This is a genomic window from Luteimonas fraxinea, from assembly GCF_021233355.1.
Lineage (GTDB): Bacteria > Pseudomonadota > Gammaproteobacteria > Xanthomonadales > Xanthomonadaceae > Luteimonas > Luteimonas fraxinea.
This window is the reverse complement of the sequence record NZ_CP089507.1, coordinates 1,178,906-1,197,118: the sequence shown is the minus strand read 5'-3', so window position 1 is coordinate 1,197,118 and position 18,213 is coordinate 1,178,906. Positions and strand designations below refer to the sequence as shown.

Sequence of the window (18,213 nt, the reverse complement as noted above, 5' to 3'; positions counted from 1 at the left end):
CTCAGGCGTCCAGCGGTCGTTCCAGCTGGTCCCACAACGGGTCAGGCACGGTGTCGAGTCGTTCCAGTTGCGGCCTGCCGAACAGATAGCCCTGGAACAGCGGCACCCCGAGCGCGCGCAGGCGACGGTATTCGGCTTCGGTCTCCACGCCTTCGGCGAGCAGCGTGCAGCCGATCGCATCGGCAATCTGCACGACGCCGCGGACGATCGCGGTGCGCACCGGGTCGGTGTCGATGCCGCGGATCAGCGCGATGTCGAGCTTGAGCAGGTCGGGCTGGAAATCCGCCAGCAGCTTCAGACCCGCATAGCCGGCGCCGAAATCATCGATCGCGGTCAGAAAGCCGCGATTGCGGTAGTCGCGGAAGATGCGCGTCAGGTGTTCGTGATCGCGCACCTGTTCCGACTCCGCGGTCTCGAAGATCAGCTTGTCGGTCGGAAAGCCGAACATCTGCGCGGCGGTCAGCGTCAGACGGATGCAGGTTGCCGGCTCATAGACGGCGTTGGGAAAGAAGTTGATCGACAGCCGTTGCTGCAGGCCCAGCCGCGCGGCGGTCTCGATGGCCTTGACCCGGCAGGTCTGGTCGAAGCGGTACAGCTGCGCCGGCGTGACCCGCGCGATGACCTCCGCTGCGACGCCACCATCTTCGGTGCGGACCAGCGCCTCGTAACCGAAGATCGACCGGTCGCGCGCATCCACGATCGGCTGGAACGCCATGCGGACGTCGAAGTCGAGCGTGTCGTCGCTGCCACAAGCTTTGCAGGGATGCGGCGAGGGCGCGGCGCCGAAGAATTTTTCGAGATACATGCCAGGTCCCGTCCGGTGGGGATCCGCATGCCGGATGCACTGCGGACGACCGCCATCCTACGACCGGCCGACGCGTCGATGTGCGCGTTGGCGCACTTTACGGTGTTGTTGTTTGCAGGCGCGGGTGACGCGCCGACGTACGGCTCACGCGTTGGAATAAGCGCTGGTCGGCGCCCGGGCGTTCTCGATCGCCTCGAAAGCGGTGTGCCGCGGATCAGCCCGCTTGCGGCAACACGCATTCGTCGGGAACGCCATGCTTGGTCGCGAGCGCATGGAGTTCTTGGTTGATCCAGTCGCGCTCATCCGGCGGCGCGCTCTCGCGTAGACGCACCGCCATATTGGCGAGCGCCGCGATCTTCTTGAGGCGATCGCTCTCGGAATCCCCATAGTGATGCAGGCTCACATCGAGGTCCTGCAGCGCGGCAGTCGTGGCGTCGTTGATCGGCATGGGCTGGGCGTCCAGAGGGATGCGCAACTGTAGAGCGGGCGCGTGCACAGTGCGTCATGGACGCACGTGGCCATTGCGCAGATTCGACATGATTCACAGGGTCCGCGCGGTTATTGACGTCCGTTAGCCATGCGCGTGAAACGGCACGCCTTCAGGCCGATGTCACACTGCGGCGCCGCTTCGCATCACGACGTCGCACGTTCGCTGCTGCGATCCGAACAAGGAAGACACGTGGCACGACCCGACGAATTCGATTCAGTACAAAGCTTGCACGGTCGTTCTCCATGAGCAGCGCGCCGCCGGCACAGCCTTCCCGTACGCGCGCCTTCGTCGCCGACACCACGGCGCTGGTGCTGTTCTTCACCGTGACCGGCGCGCTCAACAAGCGCTTCGTCTCCGGCATGTCGTGGGACGAAGTGCTGCATGCCCGCCTGCTCGGCGCGGCCTTGATGATTCCGGTGGCGCGACCCTATGGCCTGTGGCGCGACTGGCTGATGCGGCGCGCCGGTCCATCGAACCTGTCGCGCATCGCGTGGGACAGTCTGGCGCTGGTGTCGTTCCAGGTGCCGATCTACGCGGCGATCATCGCGATCAGCGGCGCTTCGGGTCGCGGCCTGCTGCTCGGCGTGCTGGGTGCGACCGCGATCATGCTGGTGTCGGGTCGGCCCTACGGCGCGTTCCTCAACTGGGTCAGGCGCCTGTTCGGCTTGCCGCCGGGTGGCGAGAAGCCGATGAGTCTCCAGGACTGACTGCTGCGACGCGTTGATCGAATCCCGCACGCAGAACGGGCTGGCGCTGTGGGAGCCAGCCCGCGTGTTCCATCCGAGAACGATGCGTCAGACGAACGACGCGCGCAGTCGCTCGCCGGCATAGGCCTGTGCTTCAGCCGCCTTCTCGACGACCGCGGCCGCACCGAAGAATTCGTGCGCAACGCCGGTGTAGATCCTGCGCTCGACCGGCACGCCCGCCTGCGTCAGCGCCTTTTCGAGAATGCCGCCATCGCTGCGCAGCGGATCGAGCGTCGCGTTGATGATCGTCACCGGCGGCAGGCCGGACAGATCCGCGTGCACGAGGTCGAGGCGCGGGTCCTGCTTGTCTTCGTCGCTGTTGATCAGATGCGACACGAACCACTCGATCATCGCCTTGTTCAAGGGTTTTGCGATCGCGTTCTCGATGTAGGACTCGGTGTGCAGGCTGCCGGTCTGCGCAACGGGGTAGACGGCCAGCACGTGGCGCGGCTGGATGACGCCGGTGTCGCGCGCAGCCACCGCGGTGGCGACGGCAAGATTGCCGCCTGCACTTTCGCCAGCGAGCGCGAGGCGTGTCGGATCGCCACCCAATTCGGCCGCATGCGCTGCCACCCACTGGTAGCTGGAAATCGCATCGTCCCAAGCGGCAGGAAAGCGATGCTCGGGCGCCTGCCGATAGTCCACCGAGACGACGATCGCGTTCGCTTGCTTCGCGAGACCGCGCGCACCGGCGTCGTAGACCTCGGCATCGGCGATGACCCAGCCGCCGCCGTGGAAGTAGACGATCACCCGTGCGTTCCGTGCGCCGTCGGGCCGGTATACGAACGCGTGCAACGCGCCGTTCGCGGTCGGAATCGCGATGTCTTCGCGGGTCACGCCGGGCACCAGCGATTCGGGCGTCGTGTCGCGGCCCTGCGCCCGCAGCACGCTCGCGACGGCATCTGCAATGGTCGGCTGCCGGCGCGCCTCGGCGGCGCTGAGCTTTTCGATCGCTTTCGGCGCCAGTGCGTCGTGGGCTTTGGCGAGCTCGTGCATGTCGTCGTCCGCGCGGATTGCACCGACCACGTTCGAGATCGTGTCGACGATCGGGTTGGGCTTGCCGGTGTCGCGCATGGGAGGCATCCGTGAAGTGGGGGCCTGATCCTCTGCGTGTCGCCGTGAGCGGACAGCGATTCCGCCGTGAGCCCGGAGTGAGTGAAGCCTGTGGAGCATGCAGGGCGCGCGCGACAGGGCTACGCTGCGTGGACACGTCCCGCAGGGCGCTCCGGATGAAGCCGATCCATGTGCTGCTGTGCTGCGCGCTCTCCGCGTTTGCAGGCGCGCTGCTGTGTTACGCCGTGATGCGGACGCCGGATGCGGACATCGAGCGCCTCGAACCAGCAGTCACGTCGTCGTTCGACAGCGCGAGGCATCCCTCGGTTGTGTCGGACAGCCCTGTGGATGTGCCACGTGACGCGAGCAATCCACTAGTGACGGCGTCTCCAGCGAGCGCCGTTGCGACATCGGCGGACGAAACCGGAGCTTCGACCGGCGATACACGCGCCCAGACCGCGCCGCGATCGTCAGGCGCCGGCCCGATGCCGATGTCGGACGCCAACCTGCGCCGCGCCGAGGAGGTCATCGCCGACATGCGACTGCGCAGCAGCGACGTGGATGATCTGTACACGCTACTGGACAACGAAGGCCGCGATCCGGACTGGTCCGACGCCGCCGAAGCGCAACTGGCTGCTTTTCTGCGCACACACGGCGGTGGCTATCACGGTCTGGAAGTGAAGCCGCCACGCTGCAGTGCGCGCGTCTGCGAGATCGTCGTTGTGGCGCGGCCGGGCCTCGGCACGGAAGACGCGCACGCGAACTGGCAGCGTCTGCTGGTCGAGATGTTTTCCCAGCCATGGTTCCGCAATGGTTTCGTCGATGAGCGGATGGGCATGACGCTCAAGGACGGATCGCCCGTCTACGTGACGAACTTCGTGCGCGCGGAACCGGCGCCGTGACACGCGGTCCAGCGGCGCTGCTGCTGTTGGCGATGGGGTCGTGCCCGATCATGGCCGCGGAACCGGCTGCGTTCGCATGGCCCGATGGCCAGCGGGCCGCAGTGAGCCTCGCCTACGACGACGCGCTCGACTCGCAACTCGACATGGCGATTCCCGCGCTCGATCGCCGTGGATTGAAAGGCAGCTTCTATCTCACGATGTCGTCCGACACGGTGCGCACGCGTATGGACGACTGGCGCGCGGCGGCGCGGAGCGGGCACGAGCTCGGCAACCACAGCCTGTTCCACCAGTGCGCGGCTTCGAAGCCGGAACGCACGTGGGTCACTCCGCAGCATGATCTCGATGCGATGACCGTCGCGCAGATGCAGGAACAAGTGCGGCTGGCATCGACGATGCTGCAGGCGATCGACGGCGCCACATCGCGGACCTTCACCGTGCCCTGCGGCGACACGCAGGCGCACGATGGCGATTACGTCGCGGGACTCGCGGCGGACTTCGTGGGCATCAAGGTGATGGGCGGCGCCGTGGTGCCCGACATGCACACCCTCGACGCGCATGCAGTGCCGGTGGAGGCGCCGGTCGGTCTCGACGGCGATGCACTGGTCGCGCTGGTCGAAGACGCCGCGCGCCGCGGCACGATGGTGAACCTCACTTTCCACGGCATCGGCGCCGAGCACCTTGCGGTGTCGAGCGAAGCGCATGCGCAACTGCTCGATCACCTCGCCGCGCACCGCGACCGCTTCTGGACCGCGACCTTCCGCGAGATCATGACGTGGGTGCGCGACCGGCAGGCGGCGGCAGGCGCACAACCCCACCGCGCATTGGACGCACCTTGACCCGACACATCCTGTTCGTCTGCAGCCGCAACCGGCTGCGCAGCCCGACCGCCGAACAGCTGTTCGCGGACTGGCCCGGTGTCGAGACCGCATCGGCCGGTCTGAGCCCGGACGCCGAAGTGCCGGTGACGCCGGAACTGCTGGCATGGGCCGACACGATCTTCGTCATGGAACGCGTGCATCGCGCGCGTTTGAGCGAACGGTTCCGGCCGCATCTGCGGCATGCGCGGGTGATCTGTCTGGAGATTCCGGACGATTTCGATTTCATGGAGCCGGCGCTGGTGCGCCTGCTCGAAGCGAAGGTGCCGGCGCATCTGCCGCGCGGACCTGGCGTGATGCGGCGAGCGGACTGACGCGTCCCGTCAGCGGACGATCTGCGCGGCCGGGATCCGGATGAGGTAGTCGCTGCCGATGTCGAGCGCGGTTTCCACCAGGAGTTGATAGCCCAGCACGTCGCAGCTGCGCTTGGCGATGCTGGTGCCGAGCCCGAGCGAGCCGTTGGGATTGAGGCCGGCGAGATCCTCGGCGACGCCGCGCGCATCACGGTCGTTCATGCCGCTGCGATCGCCGCCGCCGCGTGCGCGCACCGACAGTTGCAGACCATCGGCATCGTGCGTGCACTGCACGCAGACGAGGGTCGCGCGTCGCTCCAGTGCCACGCGCACGAGGCTGCACAGGGCGCGCAGCAACAGCGGCGCGTTGGTGCGCAGCACGACATCGGTCGCTTCGACTTCGAGCCGCGTGCCGTGTACGCGCATCGGCAGCGACATCGAATGCGCGAGGTCGTTGAACACGCCCGACAACGGCACCTGCGCGCTGGGCTGCAGGTCCTGGTCGGCTTCTTCTGCAGTGGCGTCGGCGACCTGGCGGAAATCGGTCTCCAGCGTGCGCGCCGCATCGAGCGCCAATGCCAGCAACTCCTTCTCATCGTCGGAGTGCGTGAAGCTCGCCAGCTCGCCGAGCACGGTGGTGATCGTGGTCAGCGGCCCGCGGAAGCCGCGCGTGGCGAGAACGTTGAGGCGCGAGCGATAGCGGTTGGCGCGGCGCGCGCTTTCCAGCGCACGTCGCAGTTCGAGCTGGATGCTGGCCTGGCGCACGGCGCCATGCAGGGATGCGCGCTCGGTATCGGTGAGCACGCGCGGGCGGGTGTCGAGCACGCACAGCGCGCCGAGTGCGCGGCCGGAATCCGACAGCAGTGGCAGACCGCTGTAGAAACGGTAGCCGGCCTCGGTCACGAACGGTTCGTCGGCGAAGACCGGGTGGCGCGCGAGATCGGTGACTTCGATCGGTGTGCTGTGCGCGATGACCTGTCGGCAGACGACGGTGAGATCGGGACCATCGTCGTTGGCGGGCGCCGTCTCGGGCGGGGCGTCGGGCGCACGCTCGCGCGCGAACCACGCCGAGACCTGCGGGTCGAACGTCAGCTGCGCGTAGGCCACATCGAGGCTGCGCTTCAGGCCGTCGAGCAGATCGTCGAAGGCGTGGCGCAACGCGGTATTGGTCACGGACGCGACCGCGAGGTCGGCCAGATTGCCGGACTGGCTGAAGAAACGATCGCCGGTGGTCACGACGCCCTCCCCGGGCAACTCGTCCTCTGGCGTGAATCCTATGTGAAGGCGCATGCGCTGTGCCAGTCGTCGATCAATGGGCGGCGCGCATGTCGTCCAGGGTCGACACCGGCAGATGGTGACGGTCGACGAGGATCTGCAGGCTGTCGAGGAACCAGGGCCGGTCCAGCGGCACGATCATGAACTGCAGCGCGTCGGCCACATTCGCGAAGGCTGCCAGGCGCGACAGCTGTGTCGCGCCATTTCCGGACATGCGGACCAGCTCGCCGTCCAGGTCTTCCAGCACCGCATTGGCGGTGTCGCGAGTGGTCAAGGTGTTCTCCCGGTCGATGGGGGAACCTAGCAGCTGACCGTTGCGGGAGTCCTCACATCCAGATCGCGTTGCAGTGCGAACGCGCAATCCAGCTCAGACTGCGGGCTGCAGATCCGCAGCGTTGCCGGTCAACGGCAGCACGAGCGGCGGCACGACGGCCGTTTCCGCGAGCGACAGGAAGCGCGTGGCCAGCGCATCGACATCGGCATGGAAGGCAGCGGCGGCGCCGCGGTCCAGCAGCCGGTCGGCTTCCTGGCGCAGCGGCTGCGCGTATTCCTCGAAGGCTTCCAGCGCCTCGCCGCGGCTGGTCGACGCCAGCAGGATCTCGTGGCTCATCAGCCGCAGCGATTCGAGCCGGCGATCCAGCAGACGCTGCAGGCCGGCCAGCGCGCCGTGCGGTTCGAATGACGCGGCGAACGAGCGCGTCAGTGCCACGACGTCGGGTGCGACGTCGACCACGTCGTAATCGAAATGGCAGACGGTGCCGAACACCGCATCTCCCGACGCCACCGGAAAACCGACATAGGTGCGGACCACGGGACGCTTGGGATGACCCTCCAGGCGCAGATCACCCGAGGCGTCGGTGACCAGGAAGGCATCGCGCGACTGCTGCACGAACACGCAGTAGGTCTGATCGATCGGGGCCGCCTGCATCGTCGGGGCGTAGGGATCCTGCCGGTCGATGAGAACGAGGTTGCGCAGATCCGCATCGCTGAAGCGGAAAAACGCGGTGAACCGGCAACCCGAGAGCAGGTTGAGCGTCTCGAGCGCGCTGCGCAGCCGGCCCTCGGCCACGAGGCCGTTGAGTTGATCGAGGGTGGTCTGCGTCATGCGCGTAGCGTAGCGCGGCACGCGGCCTTCCGCGGCGCGTCCGTGCGGAGGGTGTGCCGCGCCCGACAGCTGCCGCTCAGTCGCCGCACCATGGCGTGTGCGCCCGTGATCAATCGAGGTACTCGCCGCTGCCGGCACCGTCCTTGTGCCGCAGGCGCGCGGCGGCCATCACATCGGGCGGCAACAGGCGCGCGTTGAGCCCTCGCCGGGTTCTGCTGGCGTCGCGCGGCATCCAGTGGGTCACGCAGCCGCAGGTCCGGCAGCGGTGGAAGTCGACGTGGCGCCCGTTCCAGGCATACGTCACGGTCAGCGACGCGTCGGGCAGGCCGAGTTGTTCGGCTTCGAAGTAGGCCCACACCACGCCGTAGCGGCGGCACAGCGAGCAGTTGCACTCGGTGACCTCGACGGGGGCGGCATCGACGGCGATTTCGATCGCGCCGCAATGGCAGGTGGCGAGGAGGGGGCTCATCGACCGGCCGCCTGAAGTGGATGCGCGGCGCGGGTCACGGAACGGCAGACGGGCATGCGGACTCCGGAGCAGCGGCGATTCGCGATCCTAGCGGGCCATGGTGGTGATGGCGTCATGCCCCGCCGCAGCCCGCCCAGCGACGCATCGACACCACATGCCGCTCCGGCCGGACGTGGCAGAATCCGCCACCCCTTCGGAGTGTACCATGCATCAGGCCGCCGCCAAGTTGCCCGCCCACGCCGAGTCCCGGCGCCTGTCCGCGTTGCGCAGCTACGGGATTCTCGATACGCCGGCCGAGACGGTGTTCGACGACATCACCCGGATCGCCGCGGCCGTCTGTGGCACGCCGATCTCGGTGGTCAACCTGATCGATGCCGACCGCCAGTGGTTCAAGTCCGAGATCGGCCTGGGCGTGCGCGAGACGCCGCTCGACACGTCGATCTGCGCGCACGCGATCCTCGAACACGACTTTCTCGAAGTCCCCAATACGACCGCCGATGCGCGCTTCTCCAGCAATCCGCTGGTGACCGGCGATCCCGGCCTGCGGTTCTACGCCGGCGCGCTGCTGAAGACGCCCGACGGTCTGCCACTCGGCACCGTCTGCGTGCTCGACACCGTGCCGCGCGAACTCACGGCCGTGCAGGTCGACACCCTGCAGGCGCTGGCGCGGCAGGTCATGGCGCAGCTCGAACTGCGGCGCATGCTGATCGAGGCGCAGGCGCTGAACCAGCACCGTGCACGCGTACTCGCGACCGCCGGCCACGACCTCAAAGGCCCGCTGCGCGCCGCGCTTTACGCGCTGACGAAAGCACGCGCCGCCGGTGGCGAGGAACGCGACGCGCGCCTGGAAAGCGCCGAGCAGGATCTTGGCTACATCAACCAGAAGTTCGGCGACATGATCGCCGGCGCCACCGGCAAGGGCGGCGCTGCGGCACCTGAGCTGCGTCCGACCGATCTGGCGCCGGTGCTGGGCGAAGTGGGCCGCGTGTGGACACGCGCCGCGCGCCGCAAGCGCATCGAACTCGTCATCGATCCGTCGCCGTGCATCGCCAGTACCAATGCCGGTCTGCTCGAAACGCTGCTCGGCAACCTCGTTTCGAACGCGATCAAGTACACGTCCGACGGTGGCCGCGTCAGCGTCGACTGCAGCGCCGGCGAAGAGACGATCGAGATCGTCGTCGCCGACACCGGCATCGGCATGGACGCCACCCGCGTCGAGGATTACTTCACCGCATTCCGTCAGGCCGACGCCGCGTCCGAAGGTCTCGGCATCGGCCTGTGGATCGTCCGTCAGGCCGCCGACGTGCTGGGCACGCGTATCGACGTGCAGTCCGCACTCGGCGAAGGCACGCGGGTGTCGGTGTCGCTGCCGAAGGTCTGAGGCCTGTGCCGGGTGACCCCGCTCCGGTCTGATCCGGGGCTTTCGCAGCGTTCGAATGCGGACAGCGCACATGCTGCGTTGCGGCTCGGGCGTGCGTGGTTCCGCCGTTAGAGTGGTGCGACTGCGCCTGCTCGCGCTGGAGCCCACGATGAAACGAGTGCTCGTTTGCCACGCGTTGCGCGCGATCGCCTGTCTGGCGCTGTGCGTGAGTGGCGTGTCCGTGGCCGCGGCTGATGGTCCGGCGGTGGTTCGCATCGTCGCGACGGCGGACGGCCATCAGCTGCAGGTCGACGGCACGCCGTTCCGCATCCGCGGCGCCGGCCTGCAGGACGGCGACCAGGAAGCGCTGGCCGCACGCGGCGCGAATTCGTTCCGGACTTGGCACACCCCAGAGGATCCGGCGCAGGTACGCACGATGCTCGACCGCGCGCAGCGCAACGGGTTGATGGTCGCGATGGGCCTGCATGTCGGCAAGGAACGTCACGGTTTCGACTTCGGTGATGCCGCCGCGATCGCGGCGCAGCAGGCGCGCCTGCTCGAGCAGGTGCGCGCCTACAAGGATCACCCCGCGGTGCTGATGTGGGTCGTCGGCAACGAACTGAATCTCGAAGGTCGCGATCCGCGGGTCTGGGACGTGGTCGAAGCGATCACACGCGCGATCCACGCCGACGATCCGAACCATCCGGTGATGACACCACTGGCCGGATTCGATCCCGCGCTCGCCGACCTGCTACGCACGCGCGCGCCGTCGCTGGATCTGATCGGCGTGCAGCTCTACGGCGACATCGTTGATCTGCCGCGCAAGCTCGAGGCCGCTCGCTGGGACGGGCCTTATGTCGTCACCGAATGGGGCCCGACCGGTCACTGGGAAAGCCCGCTGACGTCCTGGGGCGCACCGGTCGAAGACGACGCATCGCGCAAGGCGGCGCTGCTGGTCGATCGCTACACGCGCATCATCGAGGCCGATGCCGCGCAGGGGCTCGGGTCCTATGTGTTCCTGTGGGGCCAGAAACAGGAACGCACGCCGACCTGGTACGGCCTGTTCCTGTCCGGCGGCGAATCCACGCCGGGCGTCGATGCGATGCAGCAGCTGTGGACCGGGCGCTGGCCGGCGAACCGTGCGCCGGCGATCTCACCGCTGCGCATCGATGCGCGTGTCGCCACCGACAGCGTGGTGCTGGTGCCCGATGCCGAACATCGCGCGCATGTGGTCGCGACCGATCCCGACGGCGATCCGCTCGTCTTCCGCTGGATCGTGCGCGAGGAGAGTCGGGCGACGTCGATCGGTGGCGATCCGGAAACCTTGCCGCCCGAGATGCCGCTGCGGCTGGCCGAACATGCAGGCGGCACACTGCGTTTCTCCGCGCCTACGACGCCGGGTGCCTACCGGTTGTTCGTCGAAGTGCGCGACGTCCAGGGCCATGCCGCCTACGCGAATTTCCCGTTCCATGTCGGGCCGCCGCCAGCGCAATGAGCCGCAGGCGTGTGCGCCGTCACTGCGCAGGCACGATCCGCAACACCCGCCCGCTCGCACTGTCGGTCAGCAGATACAGCGCGCCGTCCGGCCCGCTGCGGACATCGCGGATGCGCTCGCCGAGTTCGGTGAACAGGATGTCCTGCTTGCCTGGTGTGCCGCCGGCCATCGGTACGCGACGCACGCTGCGTTCGGCCAGCGCCGAGACGAACAGGCTGCCGCGCCATGCGGGGAACAGGGCGCCGTCGTACCAGACCATGCCGGAAGGCGCGATCGACGGCGTCCAGTGCGTCAACGGCGCGGTGATGCCGGGCCAGCTGCGATAGGGCGTCACCCGCGCGCCGGTGTAGTCGACCCCGTCGGTGGTGATCGGCCAGCCGTAGTTCGCGCCGGCCGTGATCGCGTTGAGTTCGTCGCCGCCCTTGGCGCCGTGCTCGTTCGAATACAGCACGTTGCCGACGCGCACCATCGCCTGCGGATTGCGATGGCCGGTCGACCAGATTTCGGGCAGGGCGCCCTCACGGCCGACGAAGGGGTTGTCGCGCGGCACGCGGCCGTCGGTGTGCACGCGGATCGACTTGCCCAGATGCGTGTGCAGACGCTGCGCATCGGTACGTTCGAGATTGCCGTCGCCCATCGCGGTGACCAGCGTGCCGTCGGCGAGCAGCGCCATGCGGCCGCCGAAGTGCTGGCCGGCGCGCTTGGCGGGTTGCGAGGTGAACACCGGCGTGACGTCGTGCAGACGCGTGCCGTCAAAGCGTGCGCGCACGATGCGCAGGTGGTTCGCCTCCGCGGTGCCGTGTGCGAACGACAGATAGACGATGCCGGACTGCGCGAAGCCGGGATCGACCATGACGTCGAACAGGCCGGCCTGTCCCATCGCCAACACCTGCGGCACGCCGTCGACCGGTGCGTCGCGCAGCGCGAATGCGCCATCGCCGCCGCGTTCGATAACGCGCAGGCGGCCCGCGCGTTCGGTCACCAGCATGCGGCCGTCGGGCAGGAAGGCGAGCGACCACGGATGGTCCAATCCGCCAGCGACGGTCTCAACGCGATAGTCGCGCGTGTCGGCCATCGCGGCGCCAGCCAGCAACATCGACACGACTGCGATGCATGCAATGCCGATGCGCGCGAACGGCCTGCGTGTCACGCGTGGCAACGGCAGGCGGGGGGACGCGATCGACATGCACACTCCACATTCGGCGCCGCGACTACGGCATCATCGCGTCAATGATGCTGCATGACACCTGCTGATGACGATTTCCCGTACGACCCGCACCATTGGATGGGGCCGGCGCATCGCCGCGTTTCTCGCCGCGCTGCTGCTCGCCACCGCATGGGGCAGCGTCGTGCAGACGCAGTTCAATCTGCAGGCACTGGCGGCGCTGGATGTCGACATTCCACTGCAGGTGCGCGGACTGACCACGCTGCAGGATCTCGTGGGCTTCGGCCCGGCCTATGCCGGCATCGTGCTGGCGGCGTGGCTGCCTGCGTTTCTAGTCGCCGCCCTGCTGGTGCGCGCATGGCCGCAGGCACGTGTGCCCGTCTACGCGCTTGCGGCCGGTGTCGGCTTGATCACTGCGGTGCGCGTCGTCGATGCGGTCGCACCGATGCCGGTGCTGATCGACGCGACGCGCGGCGTCAGTGGATTGCTGGCGATGGCGATGGGCAGTCTGCTCGCCGGCGCCGCGTTCGCCTGGTGGACGCGCGCGCGGCGCAGTCGCTACTGATCGCGACGCCGGCCTGACGATCAGACCGGTTCGATCAGCGCGAGGATGTTGCCCTCGCTGTCCTTGAACCACGCGGCCTTCGCGCCGCCGCCGGTGAACACACCGTCGTCCCAGGCGCCGGCGTCATCGTCGAGGTCGTAACGCTCGAACACCACGCCGCGCGCTTCCAGTGCGCGTTTCACCGCGTGGATGTCGTGCACCTGCCAGAACGCCTGGCTGGCCTTCGACGTACCTGCGTTCGGTGTCGGATACAGGGAGCACGCGGTGCCGCCCGCGAAGCGATAGGTCGCACCGCCCGCGGTCTCGTCGCTGGCGTGCAGCCCCAGCGTGTCCTCGTAGAAGCGGCGCGCACGCGCGACGTCGCGCGCGGGCAGATAACTGTAGATCGGGAAGTCCTGCAGCATGGCGATGCCTCCGATGGGTCATCGGTATCACGCGCCCGCCGCGGTGAAGCGGATGTGGCAATCGAGCGCAGTGCGCAGACAGCTGCCTGTATCGACGGCAACGGCCGAGGCCGCTTGCGGACTGAATGCCCGTTCGTCTCGATCGACTCACGAGGACCGGCGGAGGGTGCGCGTACGGCGATTCCCGCCGTTGGAGCCTCCCATGAGCAATCAGCACCAGACGCCGCAGTCCCCGAACAACCAGGGCCAGCAGGGCAACGATCGTCAGGACGATGCGACGCGTCAGCAGCCGCAGCGTCAGACGCCCGGCAGCAGCGAAGAAGAAGAATAAGCGGCGTCTCGTACGCCGATGTATGACACGGCGTGACGCTCCAGTTGCGGAGCGTCACGCGATACGGATCAGGCGACGGCCTTGTCCAGATCCGCGACGCGATAGCCCGCGCCGGTGATGGTGTGCAGCAACTGCACATCCTGGTCGCGGTCGACGGCCTTGCGCAGGTTGTAGAGATGGCTGCGCAGCGTGTCGGAATCGGGCAGCGTCAGGCCCCAGATTTCCTGTTCGATCTCGCGACGGCTGACCACGCGCGGTGCTTCGCGCATCAGGATGGTCAGGATCTTCAGCGCGATCGGCGCGAGGTTGAGCTCACGGCCACCACGCTGCACGCGCAGCGAGGCCGGGTCCAGCACGAGGTCCGCGATCTGCAGCACGCTGGCACCGATCTCGCGACGGTCACGGCGGATCAAAGCACGCACGCGCGCCTCGAGTTCCTTGATGTCGAACGGCTTGGTCAGATAGTCGTCGGCGCCGGCTTCGAGGCCTTCGATCTTTTCTTCCAGCGAATCGCGCGCGGTGAGCATCAGGATCGGCGTGGTGCTGCGATGCTCGGTGCGCAGGCGGCGGCAGACTTCCAGTCCGCCTAGTCGCGGCAGCATCAGATCGAGCACGATGACGTCGAACTGGATCTCGGTTGCGAGGTTGACCGCATCGAGTCCGTCCGCCGCGTAATCGACCTCGAAGCCGCGGCTTTCGAGGAACTCGCCCACGGGTTCGGAAATGTTGCGGTTGTCCTCGACGAGCAGGATGAGACCGCCGGGACTGTGGTGCGCCATGGAACGACTCCGGACTACAGGATTAAGGTTCGCGAAGCTCGCATCACGGCGGTGGAAATCCGGTGAAAACCCGTGTGCGTTTCCGCACATATGGCGACCCGTTCGGGGACGTTGGGCGGGGGTTCGCGGCATCGCCCTGGCCGTCACGCGGCGGGTGCAAGATCGGCGTACCACCCTGCCTAGGCCTCCCGATATGGAAACCCAGCAGTTGCACCGCGGCCGTCTGATCGATCATCTGCAGCTCGTCGTCGCCGATCTCGACGCCAGCCGTCGCTTCTACCAGACGGTCCTCGATGTGCTCGACGTGCCGATCGGCGGCGAGGGCCCCGGTTTCTTCTGGGCCGACGAACTGTTCGTCTCCAGCCTCGACAGCGAAGCCGCGGCCGGCGTGCCGACCGGGCGCCATCATCTGGCGTTCCAGGCGCGCGACCGGGCGATGGTGGACGCCTTCCACGCTGCAGCGCTCGCCGCGGGCGGGCGCGACCACGGCGCGCCGGGCGAGCGTCCGTATCACCCGGGCTACTACGCGGCCTTTGTGCTCGACCCCGACGGCAACAACATCGAGGCGGTCTTCCACGGCGAAGCCAGCCGTAATGCGGCGTCGGTAGAGATCACGTTCGAGGAATGACCGGCGCAGGGCCGGTCCAGTCAGTCGACCAGTGCCGGCTGCGGCGATTCGAGTTCCGTCCGGTCGCGACCGGCGTGCTTGGCCGCGTACATCGCGGTGTCGGCGCGTTGCAGCAGTGCATCGACGCCGGCGTCGTCGGCGCGCAGCGCGCTGATCCCGGCACTCAGCGTGACCTGCATGCCGGGTTTGTCGAGCACGACGCCCGTGCTCGCCAGCATCGCGCGCAGGGTGTCGACCCGCATGCGGGCGTGATCGGGATCGGCGCCCGGCAGGATCACCAGGAACTCCTCGCCGCCCATGCGCGCCACGTGGTCGGCGCTGCGGAACGCGCCACGCAGCGCGTGCGCGACATGGCGCAGCACGCGATCGCCGCACTCGTGGCCGTAAAGATCGTTGATGCGCTTGAAATGATCGAGATCGATGAAGGCGACGGTCAGTGGCGCGCCGCTCGCGCGTGCGGCCTCGATGCTGCGTTCGAGCTGCTCCAGCGCCGCGCGGCGGTTCGGCAGGCCGGTCAGCGGATCGGTCTGCGCCAGACGCGTCATCTCGTCACGTTGCTGGCGCAGCATGCCCAGGCGCAGGGTCAGGACCATGCTGCAGGTCAACGCGAGCCAGCCGCCCGACAGCATGAAGGCCTCGACCTTCCACAGCGCCAGCGTCATCGGCGCGAAGGCTTCCAGCGCGGCGACTGCCAGGAACGGCAGCACGCCGGCCAGCAGCGAGGCGCCGCCGCCGCGTCGCCGTGCCAAAGCCGTGATCGCGACGCCGGCAAACGCCAGCGCCAGCAGATAGAAACCGACTTCCGTCGCGACCGACATCGTCGCCAGCACGACCGGCGGCAACAGCGGGGCGCACAGCCCGGCGATGACCAGTGCACGCGCGCCCCAGCGCACGCCGCGCTCGACCTGCGGCAGGCGACGCCGCAGCCAGGATTGCCGCACCAGCGCCAACGTAGTCACGCCGACCAGGGCGACTGCCAGGCCCACCATCGCCTCGACCGCAAAGCCGGCAATCGGCAGCCACGGCCGCGGCCAGGCCCACATGCCCGACAGCAGCGCCAGCCAGATCGCGAACACGCTCACCGTGGTGGCATAGGTCAGGAACGCGCGCTCGCGCGTGGCGACGAAACTCAGCAGCGCCGACATCACCAGCGTCAGCACGACGGCCAGCGAGGCGACGCGGATCGCGAAGCGGCCGATGTCCGCGCGCTGCACCGGCGCGGGTTCGCCGAGCTGCACGATCGGCCGCCACAGCGGCAGGGGGTTGGCGTCGTATTCGATCTCGATCGGTGCGGTGTCGCCGGCATCGGGCACCAGCACCGTGCCGACGCCGGCACGGAAGCGCGAGTCGAGCGTGCGCGCATCGGCCAGCGTGCCGCAGCGGTCGCGCTGGCCGTGGCGGATGTCGACTTCGCCCGACAGCGCATTGAGCACCACCACCGCCTGCGGATGTCCGGACCAGCCGCCCTCGGGCGCCGGCAACTGCAGCACCTGCCGACCCGGGCGATGCACGTGAACGCATTCGTGCTGGGCGTCGGAGACGAGCGCGGGCGCGCCGGTGACCACGGGCGCGGCCGTGCCGAGCTGCCCGCAGGCCGCCAGCATGCACACCAGTAATCCCCCTGCGATGGACATGGCCATCGCCCGCCAACCCCGCCTTCGCATCATCGTTTGCGCCGAAGACACCCTGCCTCCCGGAATGGGAGCTTCGGAAAGTGTAACGGCCGCGTCGTGGATTTCTTGAGTCGCACATCACGGCGGCTGCCAGGACCGTCGACGTGCGCGGGTCTAAGCTGTGCTGCCTCCGTCGAACCGAACGCCGCCCATGGGTGTCCGCGCCATCCTCCATCTGCTGCTGCATGCCGCCGTGCCGGCGCTGCTGGCCTGGCTGTTCTGGCGCGAGCGTTTCGGCCGGGCCTGGGCGCTGCTGATGCTCGGCTGGATCATCGACATCGATCACCTGCTGGCCGATCCCATCTACGCACCGGGGCGTTGCGGCATCGGCTTCCATCCGCTGCACACCGCGCCGGCGATCGCGGTCTATGCCGGTCTGACGGTGCCCAAGCGCACGCGGCTGTTCGGCATCGGCCTGCTGGTGCACATCGCGCTCGATGCAATCGATTGCGTCTGGATGCGTCATGTCGGCTGACGGCGCGCGCGTATTGCTGGTCGGTGCCACGGGTCTCGTCGGCGGCCATGTGCTGGACAGGCTGCTGGCGGATTCGCGCATCGTGCACGTGATCGCGCCGGTGCGGCGCCCGCTGCCACGTCGCGATGCGCGCCTGCAGGCACCGGTCGTCGATTTCGATGCGCTGCCCGACGACGCCGCGCTGTGGTCGGTCGATGCGGTGATCTGCACGCTCGGCACGACGATGCGCGTGGCTGGCTCGCGCGAGGCCTTCCGCCGTGTCGATCACGACTACCCGCTGGCGACCGCCGCGCTCGCGAGGCGTTATGGTGCGCAGGCGTTCGCACTGACCTCGGCGATGGGCGCCGATGCGCAGTCGCGGTTCTTCTACAACCGGGTCAAGGGCGAGCTGGAAATCGCGTTGCAGGCGCAGGGCTGGCCGTCGCTGACGCTCGTGCGTCCGGGTCTCATCGGCGGCGATCCCAGCGAAGCGCGGCCTGCCGAACGCGCCGCCGCGGTCATGCTCGGTGCGCTGGGTCCGGTGTTGCCGAAGCGCTGGCGCATCAGCCCCGCATCGCGCATCGCCGCCGCCCTTGTCGAGCACGCACTGGCCGCCGCGCCCGGATGCCGTATCGTCGACGCGGCCGCATTGGCCTGAGCGCAGCCAGCACCGATTCAAGCGCGCAGTGCTAGCGTCGAACTCCGGGCCGACGCTGCCCGCCCACGAAACCGGAACAGGCCTCGCCATGCGGATCACGTCAGTGTTGTGGATTTCCCTGCTCGCCACGCCCTTCATGGCGCACGCGGCGGAGGATGATCGCGTCGACCTGAGCCTGCCGTCGCAGCCGATGTTCACCGGCGAAGCGGCATTCGGCGGCGGTGAATACACCGGTCCGCGCACCGACACGCCCGAGTATCGCGGCCGCTACGGCGACGAACTGGTGCGTCGCGGCGGCTGTCCGACCGGGCCCGACGGTAGCGAACGCACGGTCACCGGCAGTGTCACCACCGGCATCGGCTATTCCTCGCGCGGCGGCAACAGCAACTTCAATGCCGCCGACCTCAGCCTGTGCAAGGAAACCGTCAGCGACGCCGGCAACATCAACACGATGCAGCTCAACCTGCGCGTGGCCCAGTTCGATGGGCCCGGCTACTACGGCCGCGGTTTCGGTCCCTACGGTGGCTATGGCGGTTATGGTGGCTACGGCGCCGGCGGTTACTTCGACGGTTTCGGCGCGGGCTTCAACGACATCCACGGCCCGTATCCATCCGGCCGCATCCGCGGCGAATCGTGGACCGAAGGCCGTCAGCCCTGGCGCTGAGCGTTCCGGTGCGACAATGCTGGA

At 68.2% G+C, this 18,213-nt stretch carries 23 protein-coding genes; 12 read left to right on the top strand and 11 right to left on the bottom strand.

The genetic code is table 11. The annotated features are described in order from the left end of the window. Position 1: 1 nt before the first annotated feature. Together LU699_RS05335 and LU699_RS05330 are read right to left on the bottom strand one after the other, a co-directional pair. A complete protein-coding gene (locus LU699_RS05335) occupies positions 2-805 on the bottom strand; it encodes an EAL domain-containing protein (protein WP_232134191.1) in 804 nt (267 codons plus the stop codon). Between the two features lie 214 nt (positions 806-1,019). Further along, positions 1,020-1,253 carry a hypothetical protein gene (locus tag LU699_RS05330; RefSeq protein ID WP_232134192.1) on the bottom strand — a complete coding sequence of 78 codons (234 nt, stop codon included), beginning with the start codon at positions 1,251-1,253 and terminating at the stop codon, positions 1,020-1,022. Between the two features lie 284 nt (positions 1,254-1,537). Here LU699_RS05330 and alaE point away from each other — a divergent pair, with 284 nt between their 5' ends. After that, positions 1,538-2,002 (top strand): L-alanine exporter AlaE, encoded by a 465-nt coding sequence (alaE, locus tag LU699_RS05325; RefSeq protein ID WP_232134193.1) that lies wholly within the window; start codon positions 1,538-1,540, stop codon positions 2,000-2,002. A gap of 87 nt (positions 2,003-2,089) precedes the next feature. Here the strand turns inward: alaE and LU699_RS05320 are convergent, their stop codons facing one another. Further along, positions 2,090-3,115: an alpha/beta hydrolase gene (locus tag LU699_RS05320; protein WP_232134194.1), complete on the bottom strand. Its 1,026-nt coding sequence runs from the start codon at positions 3,113-3,115 to the stop codon at positions 2,090-2,092. A 77-nt stretch (positions 3,116-3,192) separates the two neighbouring features. On the opposite strand from LU699_RS05320, the gene LU699_RS05315 reads away from it, so the two are divergent. Genes LU699_RS05315 through LU699_RS05305 form a run of 3 tightly spaced genes read left to right on the top strand, consistent with a single transcriptional unit; the run spans position 3,193 to position 5,185 of the window. After that, positions 3,193-3,996 carry a hypothetical protein gene (locus tag LU699_RS05315; RefSeq protein WP_232580505.1) on the top strand — a complete coding sequence of 268 codons (804 nt, stop codon included), beginning with the start codon at positions 3,193-3,195 and terminating at the stop codon, positions 3,994-3,996. Next, complete coding sequence (locus LU699_RS05310) at positions 3,993-4,832, top strand: polysaccharide deacetylase family protein (protein ID WP_232134196.1); 840 nt, start codon at positions 3,993-3,995, stop codon at positions 4,830-4,832. The genes LU699_RS05315 and LU699_RS05310 overlap by 4 nt, the downstream gene beginning before the upstream one ends. Further along, a complete protein-coding gene (locus LU699_RS05305) occupies positions 4,829-5,185 on the top strand; it encodes a low molecular weight protein tyrosine phosphatase family protein (RefSeq protein ID WP_232134197.1) in 357 nt (118 codons plus the stop codon). Before LU699_RS05310 ends, LU699_RS05305 begins: the two co-directional genes overlap by 4 nt. 9 nt (positions 5,186-5,194) lie before the next feature. Here LU699_RS05305 and LU699_RS05300 read toward each other — a convergent pair whose 3' ends face one another. The 4 genes from LU699_RS05300 to LU699_RS05285 form a co-directional block, all read right to left on the bottom strand. After that, positions 5,195-6,400, bottom strand: coding sequence for a GAF domain-containing protein (locus LU699_RS05300; protein WP_232134198.1), 1,206 nt, complete (start codon positions 6,398-6,400; stop codon positions 5,195-5,197). A 73-nt stretch (positions 6,401-6,473) separates the two neighbouring features. Continuing rightward, on the bottom strand, positions 6,474-6,713 hold the full coding sequence (locus tag LU699_RS05295) for a hypothetical protein (protein ID WP_232134199.1): 240 nt from the start codon (positions 6,711-6,713) through the stop codon (positions 6,474-6,476). 93 nt (positions 6,714-6,806) lie between these two features. Beyond that, the gene (locus tag LU699_RS05290; RefSeq protein ID WP_232134200.1) at positions 6,807-7,544 is read right to left on the bottom strand and encodes a GAF domain-containing protein; all 738 of its coding nucleotides are present in this window, start codon (positions 7,542-7,544) and stop codon (positions 6,807-6,809) included. Between the two features lie 109 nt (positions 7,545-7,653). Continuing rightward, positions 7,654-8,013, bottom strand: a complete 360-nt coding sequence (locus LU699_RS05285) for a GFA family protein (protein ID WP_232134201.1) — start codon at positions 8,011-8,013, stop codon at positions 7,654-7,656. A gap of 205 nt (positions 8,014-8,218) precedes the next feature. Between LU699_RS05285 and LU699_RS05280 the strand changes: the two genes are divergently transcribed. Continuing rightward, positions 8,219-9,394, top strand: a complete 1,176-nt coding sequence (locus tag LU699_RS05280; protein WP_232134202.1) for a GAF domain-containing sensor histidine kinase — start codon at positions 8,219-8,221, stop codon at positions 9,392-9,394. Between the two features lie 148 nt (positions 9,395-9,542). Then, positions 9,543-10,868, top strand: a complete 1,326-nt coding sequence (locus LU699_RS05275; protein WP_232580504.1) for a glycoside hydrolase family 2 TIM barrel-domain containing protein — start codon at positions 9,543-9,545, stop codon at positions 10,866-10,868. Positions 10,869-10,887: 19 nt separating this feature from the next. Here LU699_RS05275 and LU699_RS05270 read toward each other — a convergent pair whose 3' ends face one another. Continuing rightward, positions 10,888-12,054 (bottom strand): PQQ-dependent sugar dehydrogenase, encoded by a 1,167-nt coding sequence (locus tag LU699_RS05270; protein ID WP_232134204.1) that lies wholly within the window; start codon positions 12,052-12,054, stop codon positions 10,888-10,890. A gap of 67 nt (positions 12,055-12,121) precedes the next feature. On the opposite strand from LU699_RS05270, the gene LU699_RS05265 reads away from it, so the two are divergent. Continuing rightward, the gene (locus LU699_RS05265) at positions 12,122-12,598 is read left to right on the top strand and encodes a hypothetical protein (RefSeq protein ID WP_232134205.1); all 477 of its coding nucleotides are present in this window, start codon (positions 12,122-12,124) and stop codon (positions 12,596-12,598) included. Positions 12,599-12,618: 20 nt separating this feature from the next. On the opposite strand, the gene LU699_RS05260 is transcribed toward LU699_RS05265, so the two are convergent. Beyond that, positions 12,619-13,002, bottom strand: a complete 384-nt coding sequence (locus LU699_RS05260; protein WP_232134206.1) for a VOC family protein — start codon at positions 13,000-13,002, stop codon at positions 12,619-12,621. Positions 13,003-13,204: 202 nt separating this feature from the next. Here LU699_RS05260 and LU699_RS18310 point away from each other — a divergent pair, with 202 nt between their 5' ends. Further along, positions 13,205-13,333 (top strand): hypothetical protein, encoded by a 129-nt coding sequence (locus LU699_RS18310; RefSeq protein WP_268738613.1) that lies wholly within the window; start codon positions 13,205-13,207, stop codon positions 13,331-13,333. 68 nt (positions 13,334-13,401) lie between these two features. Here the strand turns inward: LU699_RS18310 and LU699_RS05255 are convergent, their stop codons facing one another. Beyond that, complete coding sequence (locus LU699_RS05255; RefSeq protein WP_232134207.1) at positions 13,402-14,112, bottom strand: response regulator transcription factor; 711 nt, start codon at positions 14,110-14,112, stop codon at positions 13,402-13,404. Between the two features lie 193 nt (positions 14,113-14,305). Between LU699_RS05255 and LU699_RS05250 the strand changes: the two genes are divergently transcribed. Beyond that, positions 14,306-14,740, top strand: coding sequence for a VOC family protein (locus LU699_RS05250; protein ID WP_232134208.1), 435 nt, complete (start codon positions 14,306-14,308; stop codon positions 14,738-14,740). 20 nt (positions 14,741-14,760) lie between these two features. Here LU699_RS05250 and LU699_RS05245 read toward each other — a convergent pair whose 3' ends face one another. Continuing rightward, a complete protein-coding gene (locus LU699_RS05245) occupies positions 14,761-16,374 on the bottom strand; it encodes a GGDEF domain-containing protein (RefSeq protein ID WP_232147845.1) in 1,614 nt (537 codons plus the stop codon). A 190-nt stretch (positions 16,375-16,564) separates the two neighbouring features. Between LU699_RS05245 and LU699_RS05240 the strand changes: the two genes are divergently transcribed. The 3 genes from LU699_RS05240 (at position 16,565) to LU699_RS05230 (ending at position 18,189) form a co-directional block, all read left to right on the top strand. Next, entirely contained in the window at positions 16,565-16,888 is a 324-nt protein-coding gene (locus LU699_RS05240) for a DUF6122 family protein (RefSeq protein WP_232134210.1), read from the top strand. Then, the gene (locus LU699_RS05235) at positions 16,878-17,525 is read left to right on the top strand and encodes an NAD(P)H-binding protein (RefSeq protein ID WP_232134211.1); all 648 of its coding nucleotides are present in this window, start codon (positions 16,878-16,880) and stop codon (positions 17,523-17,525) included. The genes LU699_RS05240 and LU699_RS05235 overlap by 11 nt, the downstream gene beginning before the upstream one ends. Positions 17,526-17,613: 88 nt before the next feature. Continuing rightward, the gene (locus LU699_RS05230) at positions 17,614-18,189 is read left to right on the top strand and encodes a hypothetical protein (RefSeq protein ID WP_232134212.1); all 576 of its coding nucleotides are present in this window, start codon (positions 17,614-17,616) and stop codon (positions 18,187-18,189) included. Positions 18,190-18,213 lie beyond the last annotated feature (24 nt).